Annotated in this window: 17 protein-coding genes; 11 read left to right on the forward strand and 6 right to left on the reverse strand. The window is 47.5% G+C overall.

Translation table 11 applies throughout. The annotated features are described in order from the left end of the window. Positions 1 to 174: 174 nt before the first annotated feature. Positions 175 to 564, reverse strand: coding sequence for a DUF3127 domain-containing protein (locus SFV55_RS12865; protein WP_320029913.1), 390 nt, complete (start codon positions 562 to 564; stop codon positions 175 to 177). A 50-nt stretch (positions 565 to 614) separates the two neighbouring features. Beyond that, the gene (locus tag SFV55_RS12870) at positions 615 to 1,694 is read right to left on the reverse strand and encodes an ATP-grasp domain-containing protein (protein ID WP_320029914.1); all 1,080 of its coding nucleotides are present in this window, start codon (positions 1,692 to 1,694) and stop codon (positions 615 to 617) included. Between the two features lie 179 nt (positions 1,695 to 1,873). Between SFV55_RS12870 and pyk the strand changes: the two genes are divergently transcribed. From pyk to hflX, 6 genes are all read left to right on the forward strand, one after another. Next, positions 1,874 to 3,319 (forward strand): pyruvate kinase, encoded by a 1,446-nt coding sequence (gene pyk / locus SFV55_RS12875; protein ID WP_320029915.1) that lies wholly within the window; start codon positions 1,874 to 1,876, stop codon positions 3,317 to 3,319. Positions 3,320 to 3,443: 124 nt separating this feature from the next. Next, positions 3,444 to 4,451, forward strand: coding sequence for a sugar phosphate nucleotidyltransferase (locus SFV55_RS12880; protein WP_320029916.1), 1,008 nt, complete (start codon positions 3,444 to 3,446; stop codon positions 4,449 to 4,451). 20 nt (positions 4,452 to 4,471) lie between these two features. After that, entirely contained in the window at positions 4,472 to 6,160 is a 1,689-nt protein-coding gene (locus SFV55_RS12885) for a tetratricopeptide repeat protein (RefSeq protein WP_320029917.1), read from the forward strand. Next, the gene (locus tag SFV55_RS12890) at positions 6,153 to 6,971 is read left to right on the forward strand and encodes a DUF4292 domain-containing protein (RefSeq protein WP_320029918.1); all 819 of its coding nucleotides are present in this window, start codon (positions 6,153 to 6,155) and stop codon (positions 6,969 to 6,971) included. The genes SFV55_RS12885 and SFV55_RS12890 overlap by 8 nt, the downstream gene beginning before the upstream one ends. Then, positions 6,940 to 8,268 (forward strand): murein hydrolase activator EnvC family protein, encoded by a 1,329-nt coding sequence (locus SFV55_RS12895; protein WP_320029919.1) that lies wholly within the window; start codon positions 6,940 to 6,942, stop codon positions 8,266 to 8,268. The genes SFV55_RS12890 and SFV55_RS12895 overlap by 32 nt, the downstream gene beginning before the upstream one ends. A 120-nt stretch (positions 8,269 to 8,388) precedes the next feature. Next, entirely contained in the window at positions 8,389 to 9,603 is a 1,215-nt protein-coding gene (hflX, locus tag SFV55_RS12900; RefSeq protein ID WP_320029920.1) for a GTPase HflX, read from the forward strand. Positions 9,604 to 9,683: 80 nt separating this feature from the next. Here the strand turns inward: hflX and mgrA are convergent, their stop codons facing one another. Then, complete coding sequence (gene mgrA / locus SFV55_RS12905; RefSeq protein ID WP_320029921.1) at positions 9,684 to 10,679, reverse strand: L-glyceraldehyde 3-phosphate reductase; 996 nt, start codon at positions 10,677 to 10,679, stop codon at positions 9,684 to 9,686. Positions 10,680 to 10,789: 110 nt separating this feature from the next. On the opposite strand from mgrA, the gene SFV55_RS12910 reads away from it, so the two are divergent. The 3 genes from SFV55_RS12910 (at position 10,790) to SFV55_RS12920 (ending at position 14,014) form a co-directional block, all read left to right on the forward strand. After that, complete coding sequence (locus tag SFV55_RS12910; protein WP_320029922.1) at positions 10,790 to 11,071, forward strand: GNAT family N-acetyltransferase; 282 nt, start codon at positions 10,790 to 10,792, stop codon at positions 11,069 to 11,071. Between the two features lie 42 nt (positions 11,072 to 11,113). Continuing rightward, on the forward strand, positions 11,114 to 12,286 hold the full coding sequence (nagA, locus tag SFV55_RS12915; protein WP_320029923.1) for an N-acetylglucosamine-6-phosphate deacetylase: 1,173 nt from the start codon (positions 11,114 to 11,116) through the stop codon (positions 12,284 to 12,286). Between the two features lie 174 nt (positions 12,287 to 12,460). Beyond that, positions 12,461 to 14,014, forward strand: coding sequence for a YifB family Mg chelatase-like AAA ATPase (locus tag SFV55_RS12920; protein WP_320029924.1), 1,554 nt, complete (start codon positions 12,461 to 12,463; stop codon positions 14,012 to 14,014). Positions 14,015 to 14,177: 163 nt separating this feature from the next. On the opposite strand, the gene lon is transcribed toward SFV55_RS12920, so the two are convergent. Next, positions 14,178 to 16,580, reverse strand: a complete 2,403-nt coding sequence (gene lon, locus SFV55_RS12925) for an endopeptidase La (RefSeq protein ID WP_320029925.1) — start codon at positions 16,578 to 16,580, stop codon at positions 14,178 to 14,180. Between the two features lie 93 nt (positions 16,581 to 16,673). Next, positions 16,674 to 19,997 carry a preprotein translocase subunit SecA gene (gene secA / locus SFV55_RS12930; protein WP_320029926.1) on the reverse strand — a complete coding sequence of 1,108 codons (3,324 nt, stop codon included), beginning with the start codon at positions 19,995 to 19,997 and terminating at the stop codon, positions 16,674 to 16,676. Positions 19,998 to 20,289: 292 nt separating this feature from the next. On the opposite strand from secA, the gene SFV55_RS12935 reads away from it, so the two are divergent. Further along, positions 20,290 to 21,030 (forward strand): hypothetical protein, encoded by a 741-nt coding sequence (locus tag SFV55_RS12935; protein ID WP_320029927.1) that lies wholly within the window; start codon positions 20,290 to 20,292, stop codon positions 21,028 to 21,030. 204 nt (positions 21,031 to 21,234) lie between these two features. Here the strand turns inward: SFV55_RS12935 and proB are convergent, their stop codons facing one another. Continuing rightward, on the reverse strand, positions 21,235 to 22,314 hold the full coding sequence (proB, locus tag SFV55_RS12940; RefSeq protein WP_320029928.1) for a glutamate 5-kinase: 1,080 nt from the start codon (positions 22,312 to 22,314) through the stop codon (positions 21,235 to 21,237). Between the two features lie 147 nt (positions 22,315 to 22,461). Between proB and SFV55_RS12945 the strand changes: the two genes are divergently transcribed. Continuing rightward, positions 22,462 to 23,058, forward strand: a complete 597-nt coding sequence (locus tag SFV55_RS12945) for a peroxiredoxin-like family protein (RefSeq protein WP_320029929.1) — start codon at positions 22,462 to 22,464, stop codon at positions 23,056 to 23,058. Positions 23,059 to 23,063 lie beyond the last annotated feature (5 nt).

The following is a 23,063-nucleotide window of genomic DNA, read 5'->3' on the forward strand; positions in this document are numbered from 1 at the left end:
CCAAGACTGAACGTTTGCCTCGGACAAAGTAGCCACCGTAGCAACTAACGTAGGATTCCAGTTTTTTTCAGTCATCTTTTTTTGATTTAAACCCCATAAATTTACTATATTTCTAATCTGACAAAGTAGAACTAAGAAACCTCAGGCACTTAAGGCACACCTCAGGTATGAAGCCTAAAACGGCAGATCATCCATATCCCTGCTGCTTCCACCACCACTCGTGCGCTCATCACCAGCACTAGGGAAAAATCCATCCTCTTCTGCAGAAGGATTCGGAGCACTACTTTTCTCTGCTTTGGAAGGCCGGTCCAAACGCCAGGCGTTCAAATTGGTAAAATATTTGCCTTGCCATTCCCGACCGCGCAGGTCGAAATGAACCTTGATGTTTTCACCCTCGGTATAATCGTCGATCAGGCTACAACGATCTTGCACCAGTTGAAACTTGACGAATTGTGGGTACTGTCCACTTTCCACTTCAATCACAAACTCACGAGCCTGGAAGCTACCCGATTTATTTTCAGATGGAAAGACCTTATGCAATTTTCCTTCAACTTCGAATGACATGATGAATGGTATTTTTTGAAGCGTGAAAATACAAAAAGCTTTGTAATTCTTTAGCCATTGAACTCAATATCCCGGGTAGAAACCGCCAACACATTTTGCTGATGGCGGATGGCGAGGTACAGCAATTCGAGTACACTCAGACCTTGGAAAAAAAAAGGTCCTTGGTCTAGCGGATGCCAGATGACGTCTTCCAATTTCGAAAAATCTTTGAAAAAAATGGATTGAGGATGGTTCAACAGCCAGGCCAGTTTGATGGCTTTGTTTTTTGCGGCCCTTAATACGATCTGTTGGTCGGTAAAAAAACAAGCAGCCAAATCTTCACCCAACAGATGTGCACCACTCGTGGAGCGTGGATTGCATTCCAGTACGTACACTTTATCGCCGCAGAGCATCAGGTCGAAACTCAATTGCCCTTCGATTTGGTAATGCTCCCCAAATTTTTTTACTGTTTCAAAAATGTCTTGCCGAAAAAAGCCCTCGAAATACACGCTGGCTCCTTTACCTGCACGCTGCATGGGGCGGTAGGCCGCAAAGCCGCCCAGTTGCCCTTTGCGCCAAATGGAATACACACAAATTTCCTGTCCAATCAACCGCTCTTGTGCGATCCAACCCTGCGGTTTTTTGCGTGGTGCCTGGCATTTTTGTTCCGGCTGCCCAATGATGACCTGGCTGGCAAAACGGGAAAAAACGGGTTTGAACACATAAGCTTCCGCATTTTTCCAATCTTCAAAATCGGTACAGGGTAGTGTTGCTGGAATGTGGAAAAAGTTTTTCGCCAAATCCAAAAACCGCTGTTTGTGGTGCAATTCTACCATGAGATCAAAGCCATTGGTCCATACCCGGCAAGGCAGTTCATCCTTGATTTTACTCACATAAAAAGCCTCTTCACAAGTGGGAATCAGGTGCTCGATTTGATAGCGCTTGATCAAATCTTTCAAGGCTTGGGTGAATGCTTCAAACTCTTGCAGCGGAGCCGGAATCCGCAGGTATTGCTCCACAAATCGGCTCCAGCGCGCAATTGGCAGCAGGTGCATATCTGCCAAATACACCCGATGCCCTTGTTGTGCAAAGGCCCTGCACAACTCCAGCGTTACCGGCGCACGTGCACCTGTCAGCAGGATGGAACTCATGATCTTGACTCCTGAATTAAAGTGCTATTCATTGCAAGTGTTTTTGTTTTCTCCAATATAAACGTACTTTTACACCAAAGTTTATTGTAAAATTTACACTTAGTTTGCCTTTGATAATTTTCTTTGTGCAAGCACCTTTTTAACCAATTTTTATTTTCATCCAACCTTTAACGCAAACGATGGAAGCTACTGCGCACCCAATCAAAAACACAAAAATCGTAGCTACGGTCGGCCCAGCCTCCAGAACCTACGAAGCTCTGCTCGATTTGGCCAAGGCCGGGGTGAACGTGTTTCGCCTCAATTTTTCGCATGGTACCCATGACGATCACCTGCAGGTCATCAATCACGTAACATACATCAATGAGAAATACGGAATGCATATCGGTATTCTCGCCGATTTGCAAGGCCCCAAATTGCGCGTAGGCGAAATTGAAAACAACGCTCTGGAACTCAAGCCAGGTGATGTGGTCACTTTTGTCAACGAAAAATGCGTGGGCAATATGGAAAAAATCTACATGAGCTACCAGGATTTCCCCAAAGATGTAAAAGCGGGCGAAACGGTACTTGTAGATGACGGTAAGCTGGTCTTTGAAGTGGTGGAAACGAACTCCAAAGATACCGTTAAGCTGAAAACCATTTACGGTGGAATCTTGTCCTCGCGTAAAGGCGTTAACCTTCCGAATACCAAAGTGTCGCTGCCTTGTTTGACCGAAAAAGACCTGGCAGACTTGGACTTCATCATGACCCAGCCAGTCAACTGGATTGCCTTGTCTTTCGTTCGCCGTGCCTCTGACGTGAAACAACTGCGCGAAATTTTACAAGAAAAAGGACACCCAGCCAAGATCATCTCCAAAATTGAAAAACCCGAGGCCATTGAGCGCATCGACAAAATCATCAAGGCATCCAATGCCGTAATGGTGGCTCGTGGTGACCTCGGAATCGAATTGCCGATCGAACAAGTGCCGAATATCCAAAAGATGATCATCCAGAAGTGTTTGCAACGCGCTCGCCCTGTGATTGTGGCTACTCAAATGATGGAAAGCATGATCACCAATCCTTCACCAACCCGTGCCGAAGCTACCGACGTAGCCAACGCCGTATTGGATGGAGCAGACGCAGTGATGTTGAGTGGAGAAACCGCTTCGGGCATGCACCCGGTCAAGGTGGTAGAATACATGACAAAGATCATTGTGGAAGCGGAAAAGCACTTTGTTATTGGATCACGTCGTCCCATCCCTTCCCCTCAATCCCGCACATTCCTTTCTGATGCGGTATGTTTGAACGCTGCCAAAACGGCGGAGGACATTCATGCCAAAGCGATCGTAGGGATGACCAGTTCGGGTTATACCGCTTTCAAGGTATCGAGTTACCGCCCTAAAAATACCATCGAAATTTACATCTTTTCAGATCGACACCACATGTTGTCGACCCTGAACCTGGTATGGGGAGTGCGCTGCTACTACTATGATCAATTTACGACTACCGATGAAACGATCACCGACGTAACCGATATCTTGAAACAAGATGGAGTCATCAAGGAAGGGGACATCATTGTAAATACTGCAACCATGCCCTTGCACCGCCGCCATCGAACCAATATGTTGAAAGTGACGGTTGTAGAATAAGGTTCAAATCCATAAAAACAAAAGAGTCTACATGTTTGTAACATTTAAGGTGTAAATTTCGTAGATACAATCACGATTTAATAACCTTTAATATACAAACTTGTAGACCTCAAAAGTTTTTTTCATGAAAGTGATTATCCCAATGGCTGGACGAGGCTCACGCTTACGTCCACACACCTTAACCATCCCTAAGCCACTTCTTCCTATTGCAGGCAAACCAATCGTACAGCGCATTGTTGAGGATTTTCATGCATCATGTTCAGAAGTTATTGAAGAAGTTGCCTTTGTTATTGGCGATTTTGGGAAAGAAGTAGAACTCCAGTTGGAGGGTATCGCCAATTTGATTGGTGCCAAATGTTCCATTTACAAGCAGGATTTACCTCTTGGCCCCGCTCATGCTATTTACAAAGCGCGTGAAAGTTTAGATGGCCCCTGTATTGTTGCTTTTGCCGATACGCTTTTTAAAGCGGATTTTAATTTTGATACTTCACAGGATGGGCTGGTTTGGGTCAAACAAGTAGACAATCCAGCTTCATTTGGTGTGGTAAAAACGACTGAAGACGACATCATCACTGATTTTGTAGAGAAATCTCCGGTCTTCATCTCTGATCAAGCTATCGTGGGCATTTATTATTTCCGGGATGGAGCTTATTTTCGGAGCCAGGTCGAGCATCTCATCAACCGAAACATCAAGGACAAAGGGGAGTTTCAAATTACTTCGGTCCTCGAATTGATGAAAAACCTGGGAAGCAAGTTTCGCAAAGCCACCATTGAGGAATGGCTTGATTGTGGAAACATGGAAAATGTGCTTGAAACCAATCGAAGGATATTGGAGCTCAAAGAAAACCTTGAACAACTGATCGACCCCTCTGTAGACTTATACAATAGCAAAATCATCCCCCCTTGTTACATTGGTCCAAACACCCAAATTCGCAATTCAGTAATTGGTCCTTTCGTTTCTATTGGAAGCAACTGTTCCGTTGAAAATGCTGTTATTGAAAATAGTGTCATTCAAAACGAAGCCATTGTGCGGCATGTATCCATGACTCAATCCATGATGGGCAATCAAAGTGAATACGCCGGGGTTCCAAAAGCATTAAATATGGGTGATTTTACTTTCGCAAAAGGATAGTCGCCCCAAATCTTTGGTCTATGAGGAGTTTAATTTTCACGGTATTGTTTTTGAGTGTAATCAGCCTATATGCTCAAGAAATAGTAGGCAACAAAGAAATTGATCGCGAGGCGCTGCTCATTGAGGCCAGCAAGGAAAAAATGCTGGGTCGTTTGGATAAAGCCAAAGAATTGTACAAAAAACTCCTCACTGAATATCCCAATACTGAAGCAGCAGCTTATGAATTGGCCCGGATTCTGATGCTGCAAAATCAACCCGAAGAGGCTGTAATCTGGGTCAGCAAAGCAGTAACCGCCAATCCAGCCAACGTTTGGTACGCCATTCTCAAAGCTGATGCACTACAAGCAATGGGGCAGTACAAGGATGCTGCTGCCATCTATGAACAACTGGCCCGGCAGTATCCCACCCAGTACAATTATTTTTACAAGTGGGCTTTCTACCTGGTAAAGGCCAATGAACTCAACGCTGCCCTCAAAGTATACGACGATCTGGAACGTCGCAGTGGCATGAATGAAAACCTTATTCGCCTCAAACACGGCCTTTATGTTGCCCAGGGCGATCAGAAAAAAGCTACCCGTGAATTGCTGCGCCTGGCCGAAGCCCATCCCAACAACATTGACTATTGGCATAACCTGGCTGAATACTACACCCAAAACGGTGAAAAAGAACAAGCACGCGGGGTGTATCGAAAAATTTTAACCCTGGATGCCAATGATGCAAAAGCCAATCTGGCGCTGGCCGGAGGAGATGTCAACAAACAAAACGATGTACTGTATTTGGGATCTTTGCGCCAGACTTTTGAAAGCCGGGATGTTTCCCTAGAGGTGAAGTTGGGTAAAATTTCATCCCTCGTTGAAAAGTTCAAAAACGCCAATGATGTTACTTCCGGCAAAGAATTATTACAACTTTCTGAAATCCTGGAACAACAGTACCCAAAAGAAGCAAAACCATTTGCCATCAGTGCATTTGTGTTGAGCAAACAAGGCAAAAAGGCCGAAGCAGTTGAAAAAATGCGGCAGTCATTAGCACTGGACGATACCGACTTTAGCCATTGGGAAACCTATTTTGCGGATCTGGAGTACCTGGGTGATATGCCTGCTCTTTTAAAAGCCAGCGAAAATGCCCTTGATGTATTCCCCAACAAACCCGAAGTATACGTGCATGCTGCGAGTGCTGAACTCGCCTTGCACCACTTGAGCAATGTGGAAGACCTAGTGGCTCAAGCCCTGCCGATGTCTGCCAAATTCCCTGCGGTTCGTCAACATTTATTGAGTCTGTTGGCCATGGCACAAACCCAGGAAAACAATATTGCTGGGGCGGATCAAAACTTTGCTGAAGCCCTCAAAATAAATGCCAATTCAGCCACTGTACTCGCATGGCAGTCTTTAAGCTTTGCCCAACGCAGCAGTGGAGCTGCTCAAGCGCTACAATTGGCCCAAAAGGCTCAACAAGCCGAACCACAATCTCGCCTCGCCACTTTCGCCCTTGCCCGCGCTCAATTCCGCAGCGGCAACAACAGCGAGGCAAAAAACAAGCTAGAATCCTTGTTGCCCAGTGCCAACCCTCTTTACCTCGAACAATATGGCGATGTTCTTTTCAAAAGTGGGGATGCTACCGCTGCCGTACAACAATGGGGTATGGCCGTAACAAAAGGAAGTGTTTCCCCGTCTTTGAAGAAAAAATTCAATGAAAAACAATTGCATGAATAAGGGCTTAAATGCATTTAGCTTAGATCGTTTTGGTGTAAAAAACAGGATTTCAAATCCTCAGTTGTTTTTGCTATTGCTACTGGCAAGTTTCAACTTCGCTTGCAATACCTCCAAAAAGCTGGCAAAGGGAGATGCCAACCTCAGTTCCACTGAATTGTTGGTACGTCGCATCGAAACCAATCAGATCAAAGCAAAAACCTTTGATGCCAGAGCCAAGATTGATTTTCGCAGCCCTGAAATGTCTGCCTCGGCATCAGCTCGAATCAAAATGCAAAAAGACAGTTCGGTGTGGGTTACCCTTAGCAAATTAGGATTTGAAGTAGGGCGTGCCCTGATCACCAAGGATTCAGTTCATATCCTCGATCGCATCAATAACGAATATGCTGTTTACGGCCTTGACCACTTGAGTAAAGAATACCAACTTCCAGGGAATTTGTTGTTGATTCAGCAGGTGGTATTGGGCAATCCTTTTTTCCTTTCACGCAAATTTAGTAGTGTCACCGAGGGAGATGCTTATGTTTTGAGTGATTCCGGTTCGGGTAAAGAAGTAAAAATGTCCATTGAAAAGGCCGCCTTGCGCTTGCGCAATTTGCAATATTTAGAGCCAGGAGCCTCCCGCAGTTTGAATTTGGACCTGGAAGAATACAAAGCGGCTAACGACAAACAAGATTTTTCGTATCTTCGTAAATTCGTGGTGGACAGCCGCGAAACAGGAAAAGTGGAAGTAAACATTCAATTCACACAGGTAGAGCTCAATGTCCCTATATCGATGCCATTTGATGTCCCACAGCGTTTCAAGAGGATCAAATAAACGAATCATTGGCCAGGCGCTGTTGTTGCTACTGGGTTTGTCCTTGTGGACACAGCAGGGCATTGCCCAAACGCGGAAAGACCTGGAGGACAAGCGCCGCAAATTGATCGAAGAAATTGATCAGACCAATACCCGTTTATCGGCCACCCGGAAAGACAAAAATGCTACTTTACAAGTCTTTCTTACCCTACAATCTCAAGTTAAAAAACGAGAACAACTCATCAATACCCTCCAGCAGGAAATTGCATTTAACGAAGAAAGCATCATCCGTACCGATGCTGTTCTGGTCGCCTTGCAGGAGGACATCAACCGCCTGAAACAGGAATACACCCAAACCTTGCGTCTGGCACTACGTCACAAACTCAACCAAAGTTACCTGGTTTTTTTATTGTCGGCAGAAACCCTTAATACGGCTATTCGCCGTTGGCAGTACATCCGCCAGTACCAGCGCTACCGCAAGCGCCAGGCAAAAATAATCGCCGAAACCCAAAAAACTTTGCAAGCAAAAACGATCCAACTGGAACGCCAGATTCGGGAAAAAGAAAGACTTCTGGGGGGAGTAGAGCAGCAAAAACAAAGCCTTAGTGTTGAACTCCAGGATAAAGATAAGGCCCTCCAAAGTTTGAAGGCCGATGAAAAAGTTTTGCTAAAGGAATTGACCAATCGGCAAAAATCACACAACCAACTCAATAAGGTCATTGAAAACGTGATCCAGCAGGAAATGTTAGCCCAACGCAAAAAAGCCCGCAGCGCTGAAACTTTGGCCAATACCAATAACCCTGCGGCACCAGTTACGGCATTGCCTTCCACCAAAACGGATCGTACCACGGCCAAAGCTACCATCAAAGAAAATGAACCTCCACCCTCTGCCGAAGATGCGGCGGCTACAGGTTCTTTTGGCGCCCGGCGAGGCAGGCTCGGTTGGCCAGTGGATCAAGGGCGCATCGTCCAAGGTTTTGGTACTTTTCAGCACCCCAAATACAAAGATGTAAAAGTGTCCAATAGTGGCCTTGACATAGGTACCGTACCTGCAGGGAAAGTACGCTCAGTCTTTGAAGGAAAAGTGGTCGGTGCTCAATTCATCAATGGTTATCAATACACCGTGATTATCCAACACGGCACTTATTATACCGTGTATTCCAATCTTGCTTCGGTGAGCATCAAGAGGGGGGATACGGTAAATAGTGGCCAGGAAATTGGTCAGGTGGGAACTGAAAAGCCCGAAATGCACTTTGAAGTATGGCGGGACAAACAAAAACTCAATCCCGCAATTTGGTTGGTACCGCAGAAGAATTAATGTCCCAATTTGGGTTTTGAATACGCAGTCAACGCTTCCTTTCAAGCGAGTTTCCTATTCAAAAGCCTCAAAAAATTGGGAAGTAATTTTTTGCGTCATTCTTAGCACGAAAATAGAGATATGGCAAACGAGTGGAACATCGGAGAACAGCGGAAAAAAGGCATCAAACAAGAGGCGGAATTCGCCCTTTTGGTGGGGGTTATCCACAAATCGCAAACTGAAGAACTAGTTGAAGAATACCTGGATGAGTTGGAGTTTCTGGCACTCACGGCAGGTGCGGTAGCAGTAAAACGGTTTACCCAAAAATTGGCTGCACCCGACTCCCGCACCTACATCGGCAAAGGTAAACTGGAAGAAATTGCAGAATATATCGAGCGGCACGAAGAAATTTCAATGGTCATTTTTGACGACGATCTTACTGGCAAACAAACCAATGCCTTGGAAGAAGCCCTGAAAGTCAAAATCATCGACCGAAGTAGCCTGATCCTGGATATTTTTGCGACCCGCGCCCAAACCGCGCAGGCCAAAACCCAGGTGGAACTGGCCCAAATGCAATACCTGCTGCCACGTCTGCGGGGCCTTTGGACGCACTTGGAACGCCAGCGCGGGGGTATCGGGATGCGTGGCCCTGGGGAAAAAGAAATTGAAACAGACCGCCGGATCATTCGCGACAAAATCGCCCTGCTGAAGGAAAAGCTCAAGGTGATTGATCGCCAGGCAACTACCCAACGCAAGAACCGGGGTGAGTTGATTCGGGTTTCCTTGGTGGGCTATACCAACGTAGGCAAGTCGACCTTGATGAACCTCCTGAGCAAATCGGAGGTTTTTGCCGAAAATAAACTTTTTGCGACCCTGGATACCACTGTGCGTAAAGTAGCCTGGGAAGGGGTGCCTTTCTTACTTTCCGACACCGTAGGGTTTATCCGGAAATTGCCCCACCACCTCATCGAAAGTTTTAAATCGACCCTTGATGAAGTCCTTGAAAGTGACATTTTGTTGCACGTGGTAGATATCTCGCACCCCCAACACGAAGATCAAATCCGTACCGTCAACAATACCCTGGACGAATTGAAGGCCTTACAGAAGCCCACCCTTTTTGTGTTCAACAAAATTGACCGTTACCGCGAACTGCATTACGATCCATTTTTGGAGGATGACGCCAAGGAGGAAATTGAAATAGGCATCCGGGGCAACCTCAAACATTTATTTACGCATGATAACGTGCTGATTTCCGCCATGAGTAAGGAAGGAGTAGATGAGTTAAGGACTAAAGTCTTGAAAATGATCAAGGAGCAGTACCATATTCGCTATCCTTACCAATCCAGACAATGGTAGCTTAAGTTGGTAAGTTCAGAGATTTTATTTCATGATACAATCTCCGAACTTACCTTGCTTCTCTTTAAGGTATGAAAAGATTATTGCAAAATGGTGTTGATCCGCTTCAATTCTTCCTCGCTAAAAGCATAATTGGCGAGGCAACCAATGGAATCCAGCACCTGGCTGGGTTTGCTGGCCCCAATCAGGACTGAAGTGATGCGGGGATCTTTCATGATCCAGGCCAGTGCCATTTGAGCCAGATTTTGCCCACGTGCTTCCGCTAGCACATTGAGTTCGCGAACTTTATTGATTTTGTCCTCAGAAACAAAGTCTTCTTCAATGGCACCATTGCCCCGGTGGCTGGAAGCCCTGGAGTCTGCGGGAATGCCTTTCAAGTATTTATTGGTCAGAAGGCCTTGTTCCAGGGGAGAAAAGGGGATGCAGCCTACGCCATTTTCCTCCAGTACATCCAACAAGCCATCCTCCACCCAACGGTCGAACATGGAATACCTGGGCTGGTGAATCAAACAAGGGGTACCCAGTTCTTTTAGGATTTTAAAAGCTTGGGCCGCTTCTGCTGGCTTATAGCTGGAAATACCTACATACAAGGCTTTGCCCTGGCGGACCATCAAATCGAGGGTAGCCATAGTTTCTTCCAGTGGTGTTTCGGGATCGGGACGGTGGTGGTAAAAAATATCCACGTAATCCAGGCCCATTCTTTTTAGGCTTTGATCCAAACTGGCCACCAGGTATTTTTTGGAACCCCAATCGCCGTAAGGCCCTGGCCACATGCCCCAGCCCGCCTTGCTGGAAATGATCAATTCATCCCGGTAGGGGACAAAATTATCTTTGAAAATTTTGCCAAAATTCTCTTCTGCTGATCCCGGAGGTGGGCCGTAATTGTTGGCCAAATCAAAATGGGTAATGCCGTTGTCAAATGCAACCTTCAAAATATTGCGGGCATTTTCCAAAACATCGATGTGGCCAAAGTTGTGCCACAGGCCAAGCGAAATGGCTGGCAATTTTAATCCACTGTTGCCACAGCGGCGGTATTCCATGGACTGATACCTTTGGGGACTTGGCAGATATTGCATAATCTAAGTATTTTAAGCTGTAAATTTCAGGAAAAATAGTGGATTAACGCGTAAGTTGCGGTAAGAATCAAATAAACCTGGCAACACAGGCTTTTAATTCCTGACACCCAATGGCAAACGTCCAACTCCACCTCACTGAAAAAAACGGCTACTTCTTCATCGAAGCCGAAGGCATGATCCAGGCTCAAATGACTTTCATCTTCGCTGGCCCTGAACGCATCATTATCGACCACACCGAAGTCCAACCCGGCAATGAGGGCAAGGGCTACGGCAAACAAATGGTCAGTGCAGCGGTTGATTATGCCCGCGAAAAGCACATCAAAATCCTGCCACTCTGCCCATTCGCAAAGAGTGTATTCGACCGGACCCCAGAGTTTAGGGATGTGCTTTAATAAACAAAATGAATACCTTCAATCCTAAATTTCTCAATACTCATGTCCCTTATCCTCAGCAACGGCACCATCTACCAAGCGCACCAAATCATCCAGGACGGTCACATCTGGCTTGAAAACGGCCGCATCAAGGCCATTTCAGCCGAGCCTTTCCAGCAGATAAGCCCCGACACGAGGGTTATTGATGTAAAGGGAAAGATCATCTCTCCGGGGTTTATCGATTTGCACATCTATGGCGGGGGTGGGGTTTCTGTATTGGACGCTGATTCCGCGTCGGTAGAAACCGTTTTACATACCCACGCCCAATACGGCACCACTGGGATGCTGGTTTCTACCGTTACGGCTGAAATTCCACTGTTGCATCGAGCCCTGTGGGCGGTAAACGAGGCTGCGCAAAAAAGCCCGGCGCAAACCAAAGGCGCAAAAGTTTTGGGGGTTCACCTTGAAAGCTGTTTCCTGGCGCCCGAACGGCGCGGTGCCCATAAACTGGAATGGCTCCAAACACCAAGCGTCGAGTTGTTTCAGCCTTTACAGGATTCCAGCGGAGGCAGGATAAAATTAATGACCATTGCCCCCGAATTACCCGGTGCAGCTGAGTTGATTGAATATGCTTGGCTGCAAGGGGTAGTCGCCAGTTTTGGCCACTCCGCAGCCGACTACGATACCGCAACCTATTGGATTCGCAAAGGCATGCACATTTGCACCCATTTGTTCAATGCGATGAACGGGTTTAGCCACCGGGCGCCCGGAGGAGCAGGGGCTTTTTTGACCGAACAATCGGCAATGGTGCAAATCATTCCGGATGGGGTACACGTACATCCAGCTGGTTTGGAACTGGCCTATCAGGCAAAAGGGCCCAATAAAATCTGCCTGGTGACTGATGCTTTACTGCCCGCAGGAACAGGCATCAAAGCGTTTTATTTCTTTGATCGTTTGGTCAACGTAACCGATCGTGCTTGTTTTTTACCCGATGGCACTTTGGCGGGCAGTCGTTTGACCATGAATCGGGCAGTACAACTGTTTGTAGAATACACCAGTGCGACCTTACAAGAGGCCTTGCACATGGCTTCACTCAATCCAGCCAAAGCCATTGGATTGGATCAGCAAAAGGGTTCCCTGGAAGTGGGCAAAGATGCTGACGTGTTGGTACTGGATCAGGACTTGAACGTTCAGTTGGCTTTGGTGGAAGGAACAGTGGTTGCAGGAAGCCTGTAAGCAACAAATAATTTTTTGACCAAATCGAAAAAAGATTTATTTTTACCACTGCCTTACCTTTGGCCGATGGATCAATCCATGGGCTTTATGACAATTTCCACAGCTTTTTTTGAAACATCATTTGTTCAATGGATTAATCACCTGTTGAAACATCACTTATTTATGCCATAAAACATGTTGGTCAAAGCATTTGCCAGTGCAGTTCATGGAGTGGACGCCCGAACCATTACAGTGGAAGTGAATTCAGGGGGGCAACCCGTCGTTGGTACCAATTATTACCATTTGGTTGGTTTGCCCGATAGTGCCATTCGGGAGGGATTTCAGCGTATTGAAGCCGCCATTTTTTGCAGAGGTTACCGCATGCCCCGGGCGAAAACCGTGGTTAACCTGGCCCCTGCGGATATTAGGAAAGAAGGTTCAGCCTACGATCTGCCCATTGCCATGGGGGTTTTGGCTGCCAGTGGACAAATCAACGGAGACCGCCTGGGAGAGTTCATCATCATGGGAGAGTTGTCTTTGGATGGTTTGTTGCGGCCCATCAAAGGAGCTTTGCCCATTGCCATTCAAGCGCGTAAGGAAAAATACCGTGGCATAATTTTGCCCAAACAAAACGCTCGCGAAGCCGCCATTGTCAATGACATTGAAGTATATGGTGTGGAAAACCTGGAAGAAGCCACTGATATTTTGAATGGGCACTCCAGTTTACAGCCAGTTCAGGTAGAAACCCGGGATGAGTTTTTTTCCAACTTGAGCAACTACGAAGTAGATTTTTCGGATGTAAAAGGCCAGCAAAACATCAAACGCGCCCTGGAAATTGCCGCAGCAGGGGGCCACAACGTCATTTTGATCGGGCCTCCCGGAGCCGGAAAAACCATGCTGGCGCGCCGTTTACCAACCATTTTGCCGCCCCTAAGCTTGCAAGAAGCCCTGGAAACAACCAAAATCCACTCGGTTGCGGGGGTGTTGGCCAGCAATGCAGCCTTGGTCACCACACGTCCCTTCCGTTCACCACATCATACCATTAGTGATGTAGCCCTGGTGGGTGGAGGTTCCAATCCGATGCCTGGGGAAATTTCTTTGGCCCACAATGGGGTGCTTTTTTTGGATGAGTTGCCCGAATTCAAGCGGAGCGTTTTGGAAGTCATGCGCCAGCCCATGGAAGAGCGAAGGGTCACCATTTCGCGAGCCAAAAGTTCGGTGGACTACCCTTCCAGTTTTATGCTGGTTTCTTCGATGAACCCCTGCCCCTGTGGCTATTACAATCACCCGGATAAAGAATGTGTTTGTGGCCCCGGGGTGGTGAAACGGTATCTGACCAAAATCTCTGGCCCTTTACTGGATCGGATCGATTTGCACGTAGAGGTCACACCAGTGAGTTACGACGAACTGGCCAGCGACGAACGCCCCACCGAAACCAGCAAAGACATTGCAGCCCGGGTTGTTTCAGCCCGTGAAATCCAGGCTCAACGCTTTAGCGGGATGAACATTCACAGCAATGCCCAAATGCCGGGCCGGATGGTGCAAGAGGTATGTAAAATTGATCCCGCCGGGCAAATTCTGGTCAAAAAAGCGATGGAGAAACTACAACTTTCGGCACGGGCTTACGATCGGATTTTGAAAGTGGCGCGCACTGCGGCAGACCTTGCAGGCTCCGAAAAAATCCTGATTGAACACCTGGCGGAGGCGATTCATTTCCGGAGTTTGGATCGGGAAGGTTGGGCGGGGTAGTTCGGCAAGCCGGGGGGGCGTAAGGCTGGGGCAGCGCTCGAAAAGATTGGTGAATTTGATTTGAACTGATTGTCACATAATTGATGGATTTTAATCCCAAACAAAAAAGGGCCAACAGCCTTGCCGTCAACCCCTTCTCTTTTATTTTCAAAAGTATTTTTCCTTACGAAATCGCTCTCGTCAACACCTCCTGCATATTCCCCACATAATGGAATTTCAAGCCAGAAATGTAGTCCGCATTGATGTCTTCCACATGCCTGCGGTTTTCCTTGCAGAGGATGATTTCCTTCATACCTGCCCGTTTGGCCGCCAGGATTTTTTCCTTGATGCCACCTACAGGCAAAACTTTGCCACGCAAGGTGATTTCACCCGTCATTGCGAGGTAGGGCTTTACCGGTTTGCCAGTGAATACAGAAGCAAGTGCGGTTAGCATGGTCACACCTGCGGAGGGGCCGTCTTTAGGGATGGCACCTTCAGGAATGTGCACATGTACGTCACTTTTTTCCAGTTTTTCCGTGTCCACGCCCAGTTCATCTGCATGAGCTTTGATGAAACTCATGGCGGTGGTCGCCGATTCTTTCATTACTTCGCCCAGGTTGCCAGTGAGGATCATGCGCCCGGTTCCCTTGCTTACACTGGATTCCACAAAGAGGATTTCCCCTCCCATTTGGGTCCAGGCCAGGCCAACTGCTACCCCGGGAGAAGGCACTTCCTTGTATAATTCAGGCGAAAAAGGTGTAATGCCCAGCACACTGGCTACTTCCGCCTCGTCGATATTTGGGTCGGGTGTTTCATCCATGGCCACTTGTTTGGCGACGTGGCGCATCAGGGCGGCAATTTGCCGGTTGAGCGAACGTACGCCCGACTCGCGGGTGTATTCCTGCACGATTTTTTTCAGTGCTTTTTTGCTGATTTTTACCTGGTTGGCTTTGAGTCCATGCTCCTTCAACTGATCCGGAATCAGGTGGCGTTTGGCGATTTCCACCTTCTCCTCCATTGAATATCCACCAATTTCGATGATTTCCATCCGGTCGAGCAAAGGAGGCTGAATAGTGCTCAGGCTGTTGGCGGTAGCGATGAACAGAACTTTGCTCAGGTCGTAATCCACTTCCAGGTAGTTGTCGTGAAAATGGTCATTTTGGGCAGGGTCCAGTACTTCAAGCAATGCTGAACTGGGGTCACCCCGAAAATCACGGCCCACCTTGTCAATCTCATCCAGCAAAAAAACCGGGTTGCCACTGCCCGCTTTTTTCATCGATTGGATGATGCGGCCCGGCAAGGCACCGATGTAAGTTTTGCGGTGCCCGCGGATTTCACTTTCGTCGTGCAAACCACCAAGCGACATTTGTACAAATTCCCGATCCAGTGCTGTAGCAATGGAGCGACCCAAGGAGGTTTTACCCACACCTGGAGGGCCTACGAGGCACAAGATGGGTGCCTTCATATCGCCCTTGAGCTTGAGTACGGCCAAGTGTTCGAGGATCCGCTCTTTGACTTTTTCGAGGCCAAAATGGTCGTGATCCAGTACTTTTTTAACCCGTTTTAGGTCGAAATTGTCTTCGGAGAATTGCTGCCAGGGTAGGTCGATCATCAGCTCCAGGTAGTTCAACTGGATGGAGTACTCGGCTACCTGGGGGTTCATGCGGCGCAATTTGGTCAGCTCCCGGTCGAAGTGTTTGGCTGCAGCTTCAGACCAAAGTTTGGTTTTTGCGCGGGCTTCCAGCGAGTTGACTTCTTCCTCCTGAGGGTTTTGACCCAACTCTTCCTGGATGGTTTTGAGTTGTTGACTAAGGAAGTAGTCGCGTTGTTGTTTTTCCAGATCGCCGCGTACGCGGGTCTCAATTTTATCCTTCAACTCCAATAATTGGAGCTGGGTACTCATTTCATGAATGACCAGGGATGCCTTTTGGCCCAAGTCGTGATACTCCAGGATTTGCTGCTTCACCTCTACCTTGGAATTCATATTGGAGGAGATGAAATTGAGTAAAAAGGAATTGTCCTGGATGCTGCGCAGCATGGCAATGGCCTCCTGCGGGATGTTGGGCGAAAGTTCTACAATCCGCTGCGACAGATCCATGATGGTGGAAATCTGTGCTTCAAACTCCAGTGAGTCGATGTTATCTGGATGCGGCAATACCCGGATTGAGCCCTCCATAAAAGGGCTTTCCTGGAGCATATTGCCCAATTCAAAGCGTTTTTGGCCTCGCAGAATTGCTGTAGTAGTTCCATCGGGCATACGCAGAATTTTGATGATTTGCGCAACCGTACCGATTTGGTATAAATCTTCAGCCCCAGGGTTTTCCACCTTCACATCGCGTTGGGACAATACCCCGATTAATTTACTGGACTCATAAGCTTCATTGATGGCGCGAATGGATTTATCCCGCCCAACGGTAATGGGAATAACTACTCCGGGGAATAGCACAGTATTTTTAAGTGCCAAAATCGGCAAATGGCCTGGGTATTGATCGTCGGCAATGGTATCCTGGCCCTCGTCCATGGAAAGCATGGGGAGAAAATCACTGTCGTCGTCTAGTTCTCTGTTAACCAATAGCGCGTCGAACATAAATTTTTTTAATGATAAGTGAGGAATGATGAATGATGAATGGATGAATGATGAACCAGTAAAACCAATTCATCACCCATCATTCATCACTCATCACTTTCCATGACATTGTTTATACTTCTTCCCACTGCCACAAGGACAGGGGTCATTGCGACCAATTTTGGGATCGCGCCGAATTGGTGCTGTTTTTTCCCGTGGTGTACTTACCGATTCAGCTGCTTCACGCCGACGCTGATCGTCTTCGGAGCGGCTGGTTTGGGTGCGGGTAGTTTCCATGGCGCGTTGTTCCCGGGCTTGCTCCAAGGTCGTACCATCGGAGAATACCAGGGTGCCTTTTGACAAATAACCTGTCACCAACTGATTCACTTCCATGAACATGTCCTGGAACAGGTCGTAACCCTTGAGTTTGTATTCTACCAATGGGTCCTTTTGAGCAAAAGAAACGGCTTGTACCGATTCTTTCAGTTCGTCCATGTTGCGCAGGTGCTCCTTCCATTTCTCATCGATGATGGCCAGGGTCACGGTGCGCTCGATGTCTCGAAGGATGGTTTTGCCTTTGGATTCGACCGCATCTTTCAAATCAGCGGTAACCACATAAGGGTGTGAACTACCATCGGTAAACGGAATCACGATGCGCTTGTAGATGTGCCCCTGATTGTGGTACACATCTTCGATTTGGGGCAACAACAGATCGATGATCTGATCAGCTTTGTGGTGGTAAGCCTCAAAGAACTGGGTGTAGAAGGTGTTGACCACATCGTTGACTGGTGCATCCCGGAAGAATGCTGCATCAATTTCGGGATCGATACCCAATTGGCTGATGGCTTCGCGGCGGAAGCTTTCAAAATTCCCGCCCTGGCGATGGATCAGCACCAGGTTTTCAATCATGGATTCAAAACCGGTGTTGAGGTCTACCGAAAGCCGCTCGCCATATAGGGCATTGTCGCGTTTTTTGTAGATGCTTTCACGTTGTACGTTCATTACGTCGTCGTATTCCAACAGACGTTTACGTACCCCAAAGTGGTTTTCTTCTACTTTTTTCTGCGCCCGTTCAATCGACTTGGTGACCATGCTGTGCTGGATCACGTCGCCTTCTTTGTGGCCCATGCGGTCCATCAAACCGGCGATGCGCTCCGATTGGAACAAACGCATCAGGTTGTCTTCCAGGGAAACATAGAACTGGGAAGTACCTGGGTCTCCCTGGCGTCCGGCGCGACCACGCAACTGGCGGTCTACCCGGCGCGATTCGTGACGTTCGGTACCAATGATGGCCAAACCACCTGCTGCTTTTACCTCTGCCGAAATTTTGATGTCGGTACCCCGACCTGCCATGTTGGTGGCGATGGTTACCTTTCCGGGGCGACCTGCTTCGGCAACAATTTCTGCTTCACGTTGGTGTTGTTTGGCGTTGAGTACGTTGTGGTCGATGTTGCGCATGCGCAACAGGCGGCTCAGTTTTTCGGAAATATCCACCGAAGTTGTACCGACCAGCACCGGGCGGCCTGCGTTACTGAGTTGGACAATTTCTTCAATGACTGCGTCGTATTTTTCTTTGGATGATTTGAACACCAAATCGTCCATATCCTTACGGACTACCGGGCGGTTGGTTGGAATCACTACTACATCCAGTTTGTAGATGTCCCACAATTCTTTGGCTTCGGTTTCGGCCGTACCGGTCATACCGGCCAGTTTGTGGTACATGCGGAAGAAGTTCTGGAGCGTAACCGTTGCATATGTTTGGGTGATTTCGCCCACTTTTACGTTTTCCTTCGCTTCCAGAGCCTGGTGCAAACCATCGGAATACCGACGGCCTTCCATCATACGGCCCGTTTGTTCGTCCACAATTTTCACTTCGCCATTCATCACCACGTAGTCTTCGTCGGCTTCAAAAATGGTGTAGGCTTTCAATAATTGACTGATGGCGTGCAAACGGCGGGATTTCACCGCAAAATCCTGCGACAATTTGGTTTTGGCTTCCGCTTTTTCCTCTTTGCTCAGTTCAGTATTGCGGTCAATTTCCATCAACTCCGTCGCCAAATCGGGCAAGATGTAAAAATTGGGATCAGCACTACCCTTGGTCAGGTATTCCACCCCTTTATCAGTCAATTCGACCTGACGGTTTTTTTCGTCGATGGTAAAATACAACTCGGCATCCACCAAATGCATGTGTTTGGACTGCTCCTGCATGTAGTGGTTTTCGGTTTTTTGCAGGTGGACTTTTACCCCTTCTTCGCCTAAGAATTTTATCAGCGGTCGTGACTTGGGTAAAGCTCGATAGGAGCGCAAGAGCGCCATACCCGATTGGCCTTCCTCAACTCCAATCTTGTTTTCATTGTACAATTTGCGCGCCTGAGCCAGGTAATCAGTGGCCAATTTACGCTGGATATTGATCAGGCGCTCAACTTCCGGTTTGAGGTCTACGTAATCCTGGTCTTCGGTACTGTAACCAACTGGGCCAGAAATGATCAATGGAGTACGTGCATCATCGATCAATACAGAGTCCACCTCATCCACAATGGCGAAGTGGTGCTTGGCCTGTACTTTTTCTTCTACGGAACGCACCATATTGTCGCGTAGGTAGTCGAAGCCAAATTCGTTGTTGGTACCAAAGGTGATGTCACACTTGTAAGCAGCGTTGCGCTCTTCGGAGTGCGGCTGATATTTGTCGATACAATCAACCGTTAGGAACAGGAACTCATAAATTGGACCTACCCATTCGGAGTCCCTCCGGGCCAGGTAATCGTTGACGGTTACGATGTGTACGCCTTGACCCCCGACGCCATTCAGGTAAGCAGGCAGTGTTGCCACCAGGGTTTTACCTTCCCCCGTAGCCATTTCCGCAATCTTTCCTTCGTGGAGCACCATACCGCCCACGAGCTGTACATCGTAGTGGACCATGTCCCACACGATGTCTCCTCCGGCAGCAGTCCATTGGTTTTTCCAGATGGCCTTGTCTCCTTGAATGCTGATGTAACGTTTGCCCTTGGCAGCCAGATTCCGGTCGTGTTCCGTAACGGTAACCTCCAGGGTTGGATTTTCCTTAAAACGACGGGCGGCTTCCCGACAAACGGCAAAAGCCTCGGGTAGTATTTCTTTCAGGACCAACTCCAATTGTTTGTCTCGATCCTTGATGGCCTCGTCTATCTCGTTGAAAAGTTGTTCCTTTTTGATGAGGTCTTCTTCATCATGGGCGTCATTGCGAAGGCCCTGAATTTCTTCATCAATGCTGCTCAATTGCTGTGCAATATAGGCCCGAAACTCCAGGGTTTTGTTGCGCAACTCGTCATTGCTGATTTGACGGAGTTGCTCGCCAATATGGTTGATTTGTTCCACAATGGGCGCAAGACTCTTCACATCCCGCTCGTGCTTTGTGCCTCCGAGAATCTTGGTTAGTGCTTTTCCAATAGTGCCAAACATGTTGGGTAATTTGTACGTTAGGAGCTTTTCATGAGGGTTAAGTTAGACCCCAAAAAACTCAAAATTCCCCCAAAGATAAGGCGGATTAACGAATGATGGATGGCGAATAATACATGTTGGTAACATCTGGACTAAAAAGAAGTCTATTTTCCATTTATCATTGGATGTACTTTTCGCTTTATCTTTGGGCGTGCTTTTTTTATGCCCAATTTTGTACCAAATTTGCACAAAATTGCAACCTAAGCCATTTTGGCAGAAATGCCTTTTTTTTACCTACAAGAACGATACCATTATGGAAAGAAGTTTGTTTTCGGCCATTTTTCTGCTTCTTGGCAGCTTATTGTTTACTTGTACCCGCCAAAATGACACCATTGACATCCGTAATTATTATTTTCCGCTAAAAGAACTGGAAGAAGGTATGGTCTACGAATATGCTTTTGTAGGCAACGACACCATTGCTCCGGATTACTGGTATTACCGCAGTTTGATCCAGGATGGCAAAAAATACCTGACGAGTACCTTGTATCGCCCCGGGGATTTGAGTCCGCAAATCCATGCTCGTGAGGTGATGGTAAAAAATGGTATGTTACTAGAGGAAATCAATTTCTATGAACAGGATACCAGTGGCAAACCCGAACAATTGACGGTGCCCGTAAAAATTGTGGCAGGAAACGTTTACCCTTTTTATGTGCATGATCCGGGGGGGGTATTTCTGGTGCGACTGGAATGGAACTGGAAACAGGATACGCTGGATAAAACAGTGCTCATCAAAAACCGCCGTTTTGCGGGTTCAACCAATATTGAGGTGGAGGGTAAAAAATACGAGGCGGTCAAATTTGGACTCAAGGAAGCTGTCGAAATGCATAAAAACGGGATTCTTGCACCGCCTCCTTATCCTGGTGATGAGACCTATGCCAAAGGTATTGGCCGAGTGCATTACCGTAAGTTTGTGGGCAACTTGTCGTTGGAGTACAAGCTCGTCAAGCGCTACCCGATGGCGGAGTTGGAGAAGAAGTTTAAGCAGATGCAGTAGACTTGGGGTAAGTTGATTACCAAATAATTATCAGGCATATGCAGGATCTGAAACCCCTCCCAGAAAGTTTCAGACTTTCGGGGAGGTTGAGCAAAGCACTGTTTCGCTGCTTTACCTCCCCGAAGGTCTGAAACCTTCGGGGAGGGGTTTTGGATTTGTGCGCAAATCCTTGATTTTCAAATTGCCCTAAATTTATTCAGATCCTCAACCAATCAACAAATAATCATAGTGCACCAACGCTTTTTTCCCCTTTTGCCCCACATACTTCCGCGCCGTAGCTGATCCATACTGCGCCATGCCAATGCCCAACTCCTCATCGCCACAAAAAATGGCCACAATATCGCCCCGCTCAAATTCTCCCTCAATGGCTGTAACACCAACTGGGAGCAAACTCGACACCCGCTCCTCAGCGCGGAGGGCCAGTGCAGCACCTTCATTGATGATGATTTTGCCCTTGGGTTCGGCTCCTTGATAGGCCAGGCGTTTTTTCAGGTTGGAAGTCTTTTTTTGGCTGGGAAAAAGGGTGTATTCTCCCGTTTGTGCCCAGATCTCATGCAGAATCTGGTCCTTTTTCCCGTTGGCAATAATGGTATGTACGCCCAACACAGCGGCTTTCCGAGCAATCCGGTACTTGGTATTCATACCTCCCCGCCCAAAAGAAGAAGTAGAGGGTAGGATGAAACGTTGGAACTGCCCATCGTTGGGATCGATCTCCCGGATCAGGTTGCTGTTGGGGTCACTGGGATGTCCGTCGTATATGCCCGCTACATTGCTCAGGATCACCAGGGCATCAGCGTTCACAGCTGCGGCCACCAGGCCGGCCAGTTCATCGTTGTCGGTAAACATCAATTCCGTAACGGCCACCGCATCGTTTTCATTGATGATGGGCACAATTTCGTCGCGGAGCAAGCCTTGCAGGCAGGCCTTCATGTTGAGGTAATGCTCACGGTCGCGAAAATCTTCCTTGGTGACGAGTAATTGGGCGATGTGAGCGCCCTTTTCCGCAAATAAGTGCTGGTAAATTTGCATCAGGCGGGGTTGCCCCACCGAGGCCCAAACCTGTCGCCGCAAAACGGGATTGACGTGGCTCAGTTGGGGCAAGGTAGAACGGCCCATCGCCACGGCACCAGAAGATACCAGAATAACCTCAGCACCCTGGCTACGCAACCAGGCTACTTGCTCTACCAGATGGGCAATGCGTTGCTGATCTGGACGACTGTGTTCGTCGGTAAGCACATTAGAGCCTATTTTTACCACAATTCGGTGGTACTTTTCAGTTGACATAATCATTGAAGTTGGAGGCTGTATTTGGCAGGAGTGCAAATATAAAGGTTTTACAAGAAGCAAAGCAAGTGTCCGCGCGCTTACGCTTGAAGAGTACTGCCAGTCTTACTTTTGCTCCTTTCATTTACGTTTAAATTTCCCTTAACCATGCAGTATTTAAAAATACTCAGCCTTTTTTTGTTCCTTCCTTTTTCCTTGCTTGCGCAGAGCGATTTACCAGCCAAGCCGGAGGACATTGCACCTTTATTGATCGGTGAAATGGTGCCGGATATGCAACTTGCAAAAATGGATGGCACTCCCATTGATATGGGAACTGTATTGAATGGAAACAAGACTATTCTGATTTTTTATCGTGGGGGTTGGTGTCCATATTGTAATAGTCACTTGAGCGATTTGCAGAAAATTGAACCAAAGCTTAAAGAACTAGGCTATCAAATCGTTGCAGTCAGCCCTGATGCACCCACTAAATTGAAAGAAACCGACCTTAAAAACGATCTGGGCTATCAATTGTATGCAGATACCAAAGGAGAATTGATGGGTAAAATGGGCATTGCCTTCCAGGCTCCGGAGCGCTATCAAAAAATGCTGCTTAGTGCGTCTGATGAAGCAAACAAAGGTTGGCTGCCAGTTCCTTCCGTATTCATTGTTAATGACAAAAAACAGATTGTGTTTGAGTACATCAGCCCCGATTTCAAACACCGGATGAATGGCGATTTACTAATGGCAGTAGCAAGTAAATTGTAAATTCT

The organism is Haliscomenobacter sp. (genome assembly GCF_033763495.1).
GTDB lineage: Bacteria > Bacteroidota > Bacteroidia > Chitinophagales > Saprospiraceae > Haliscomenobacter.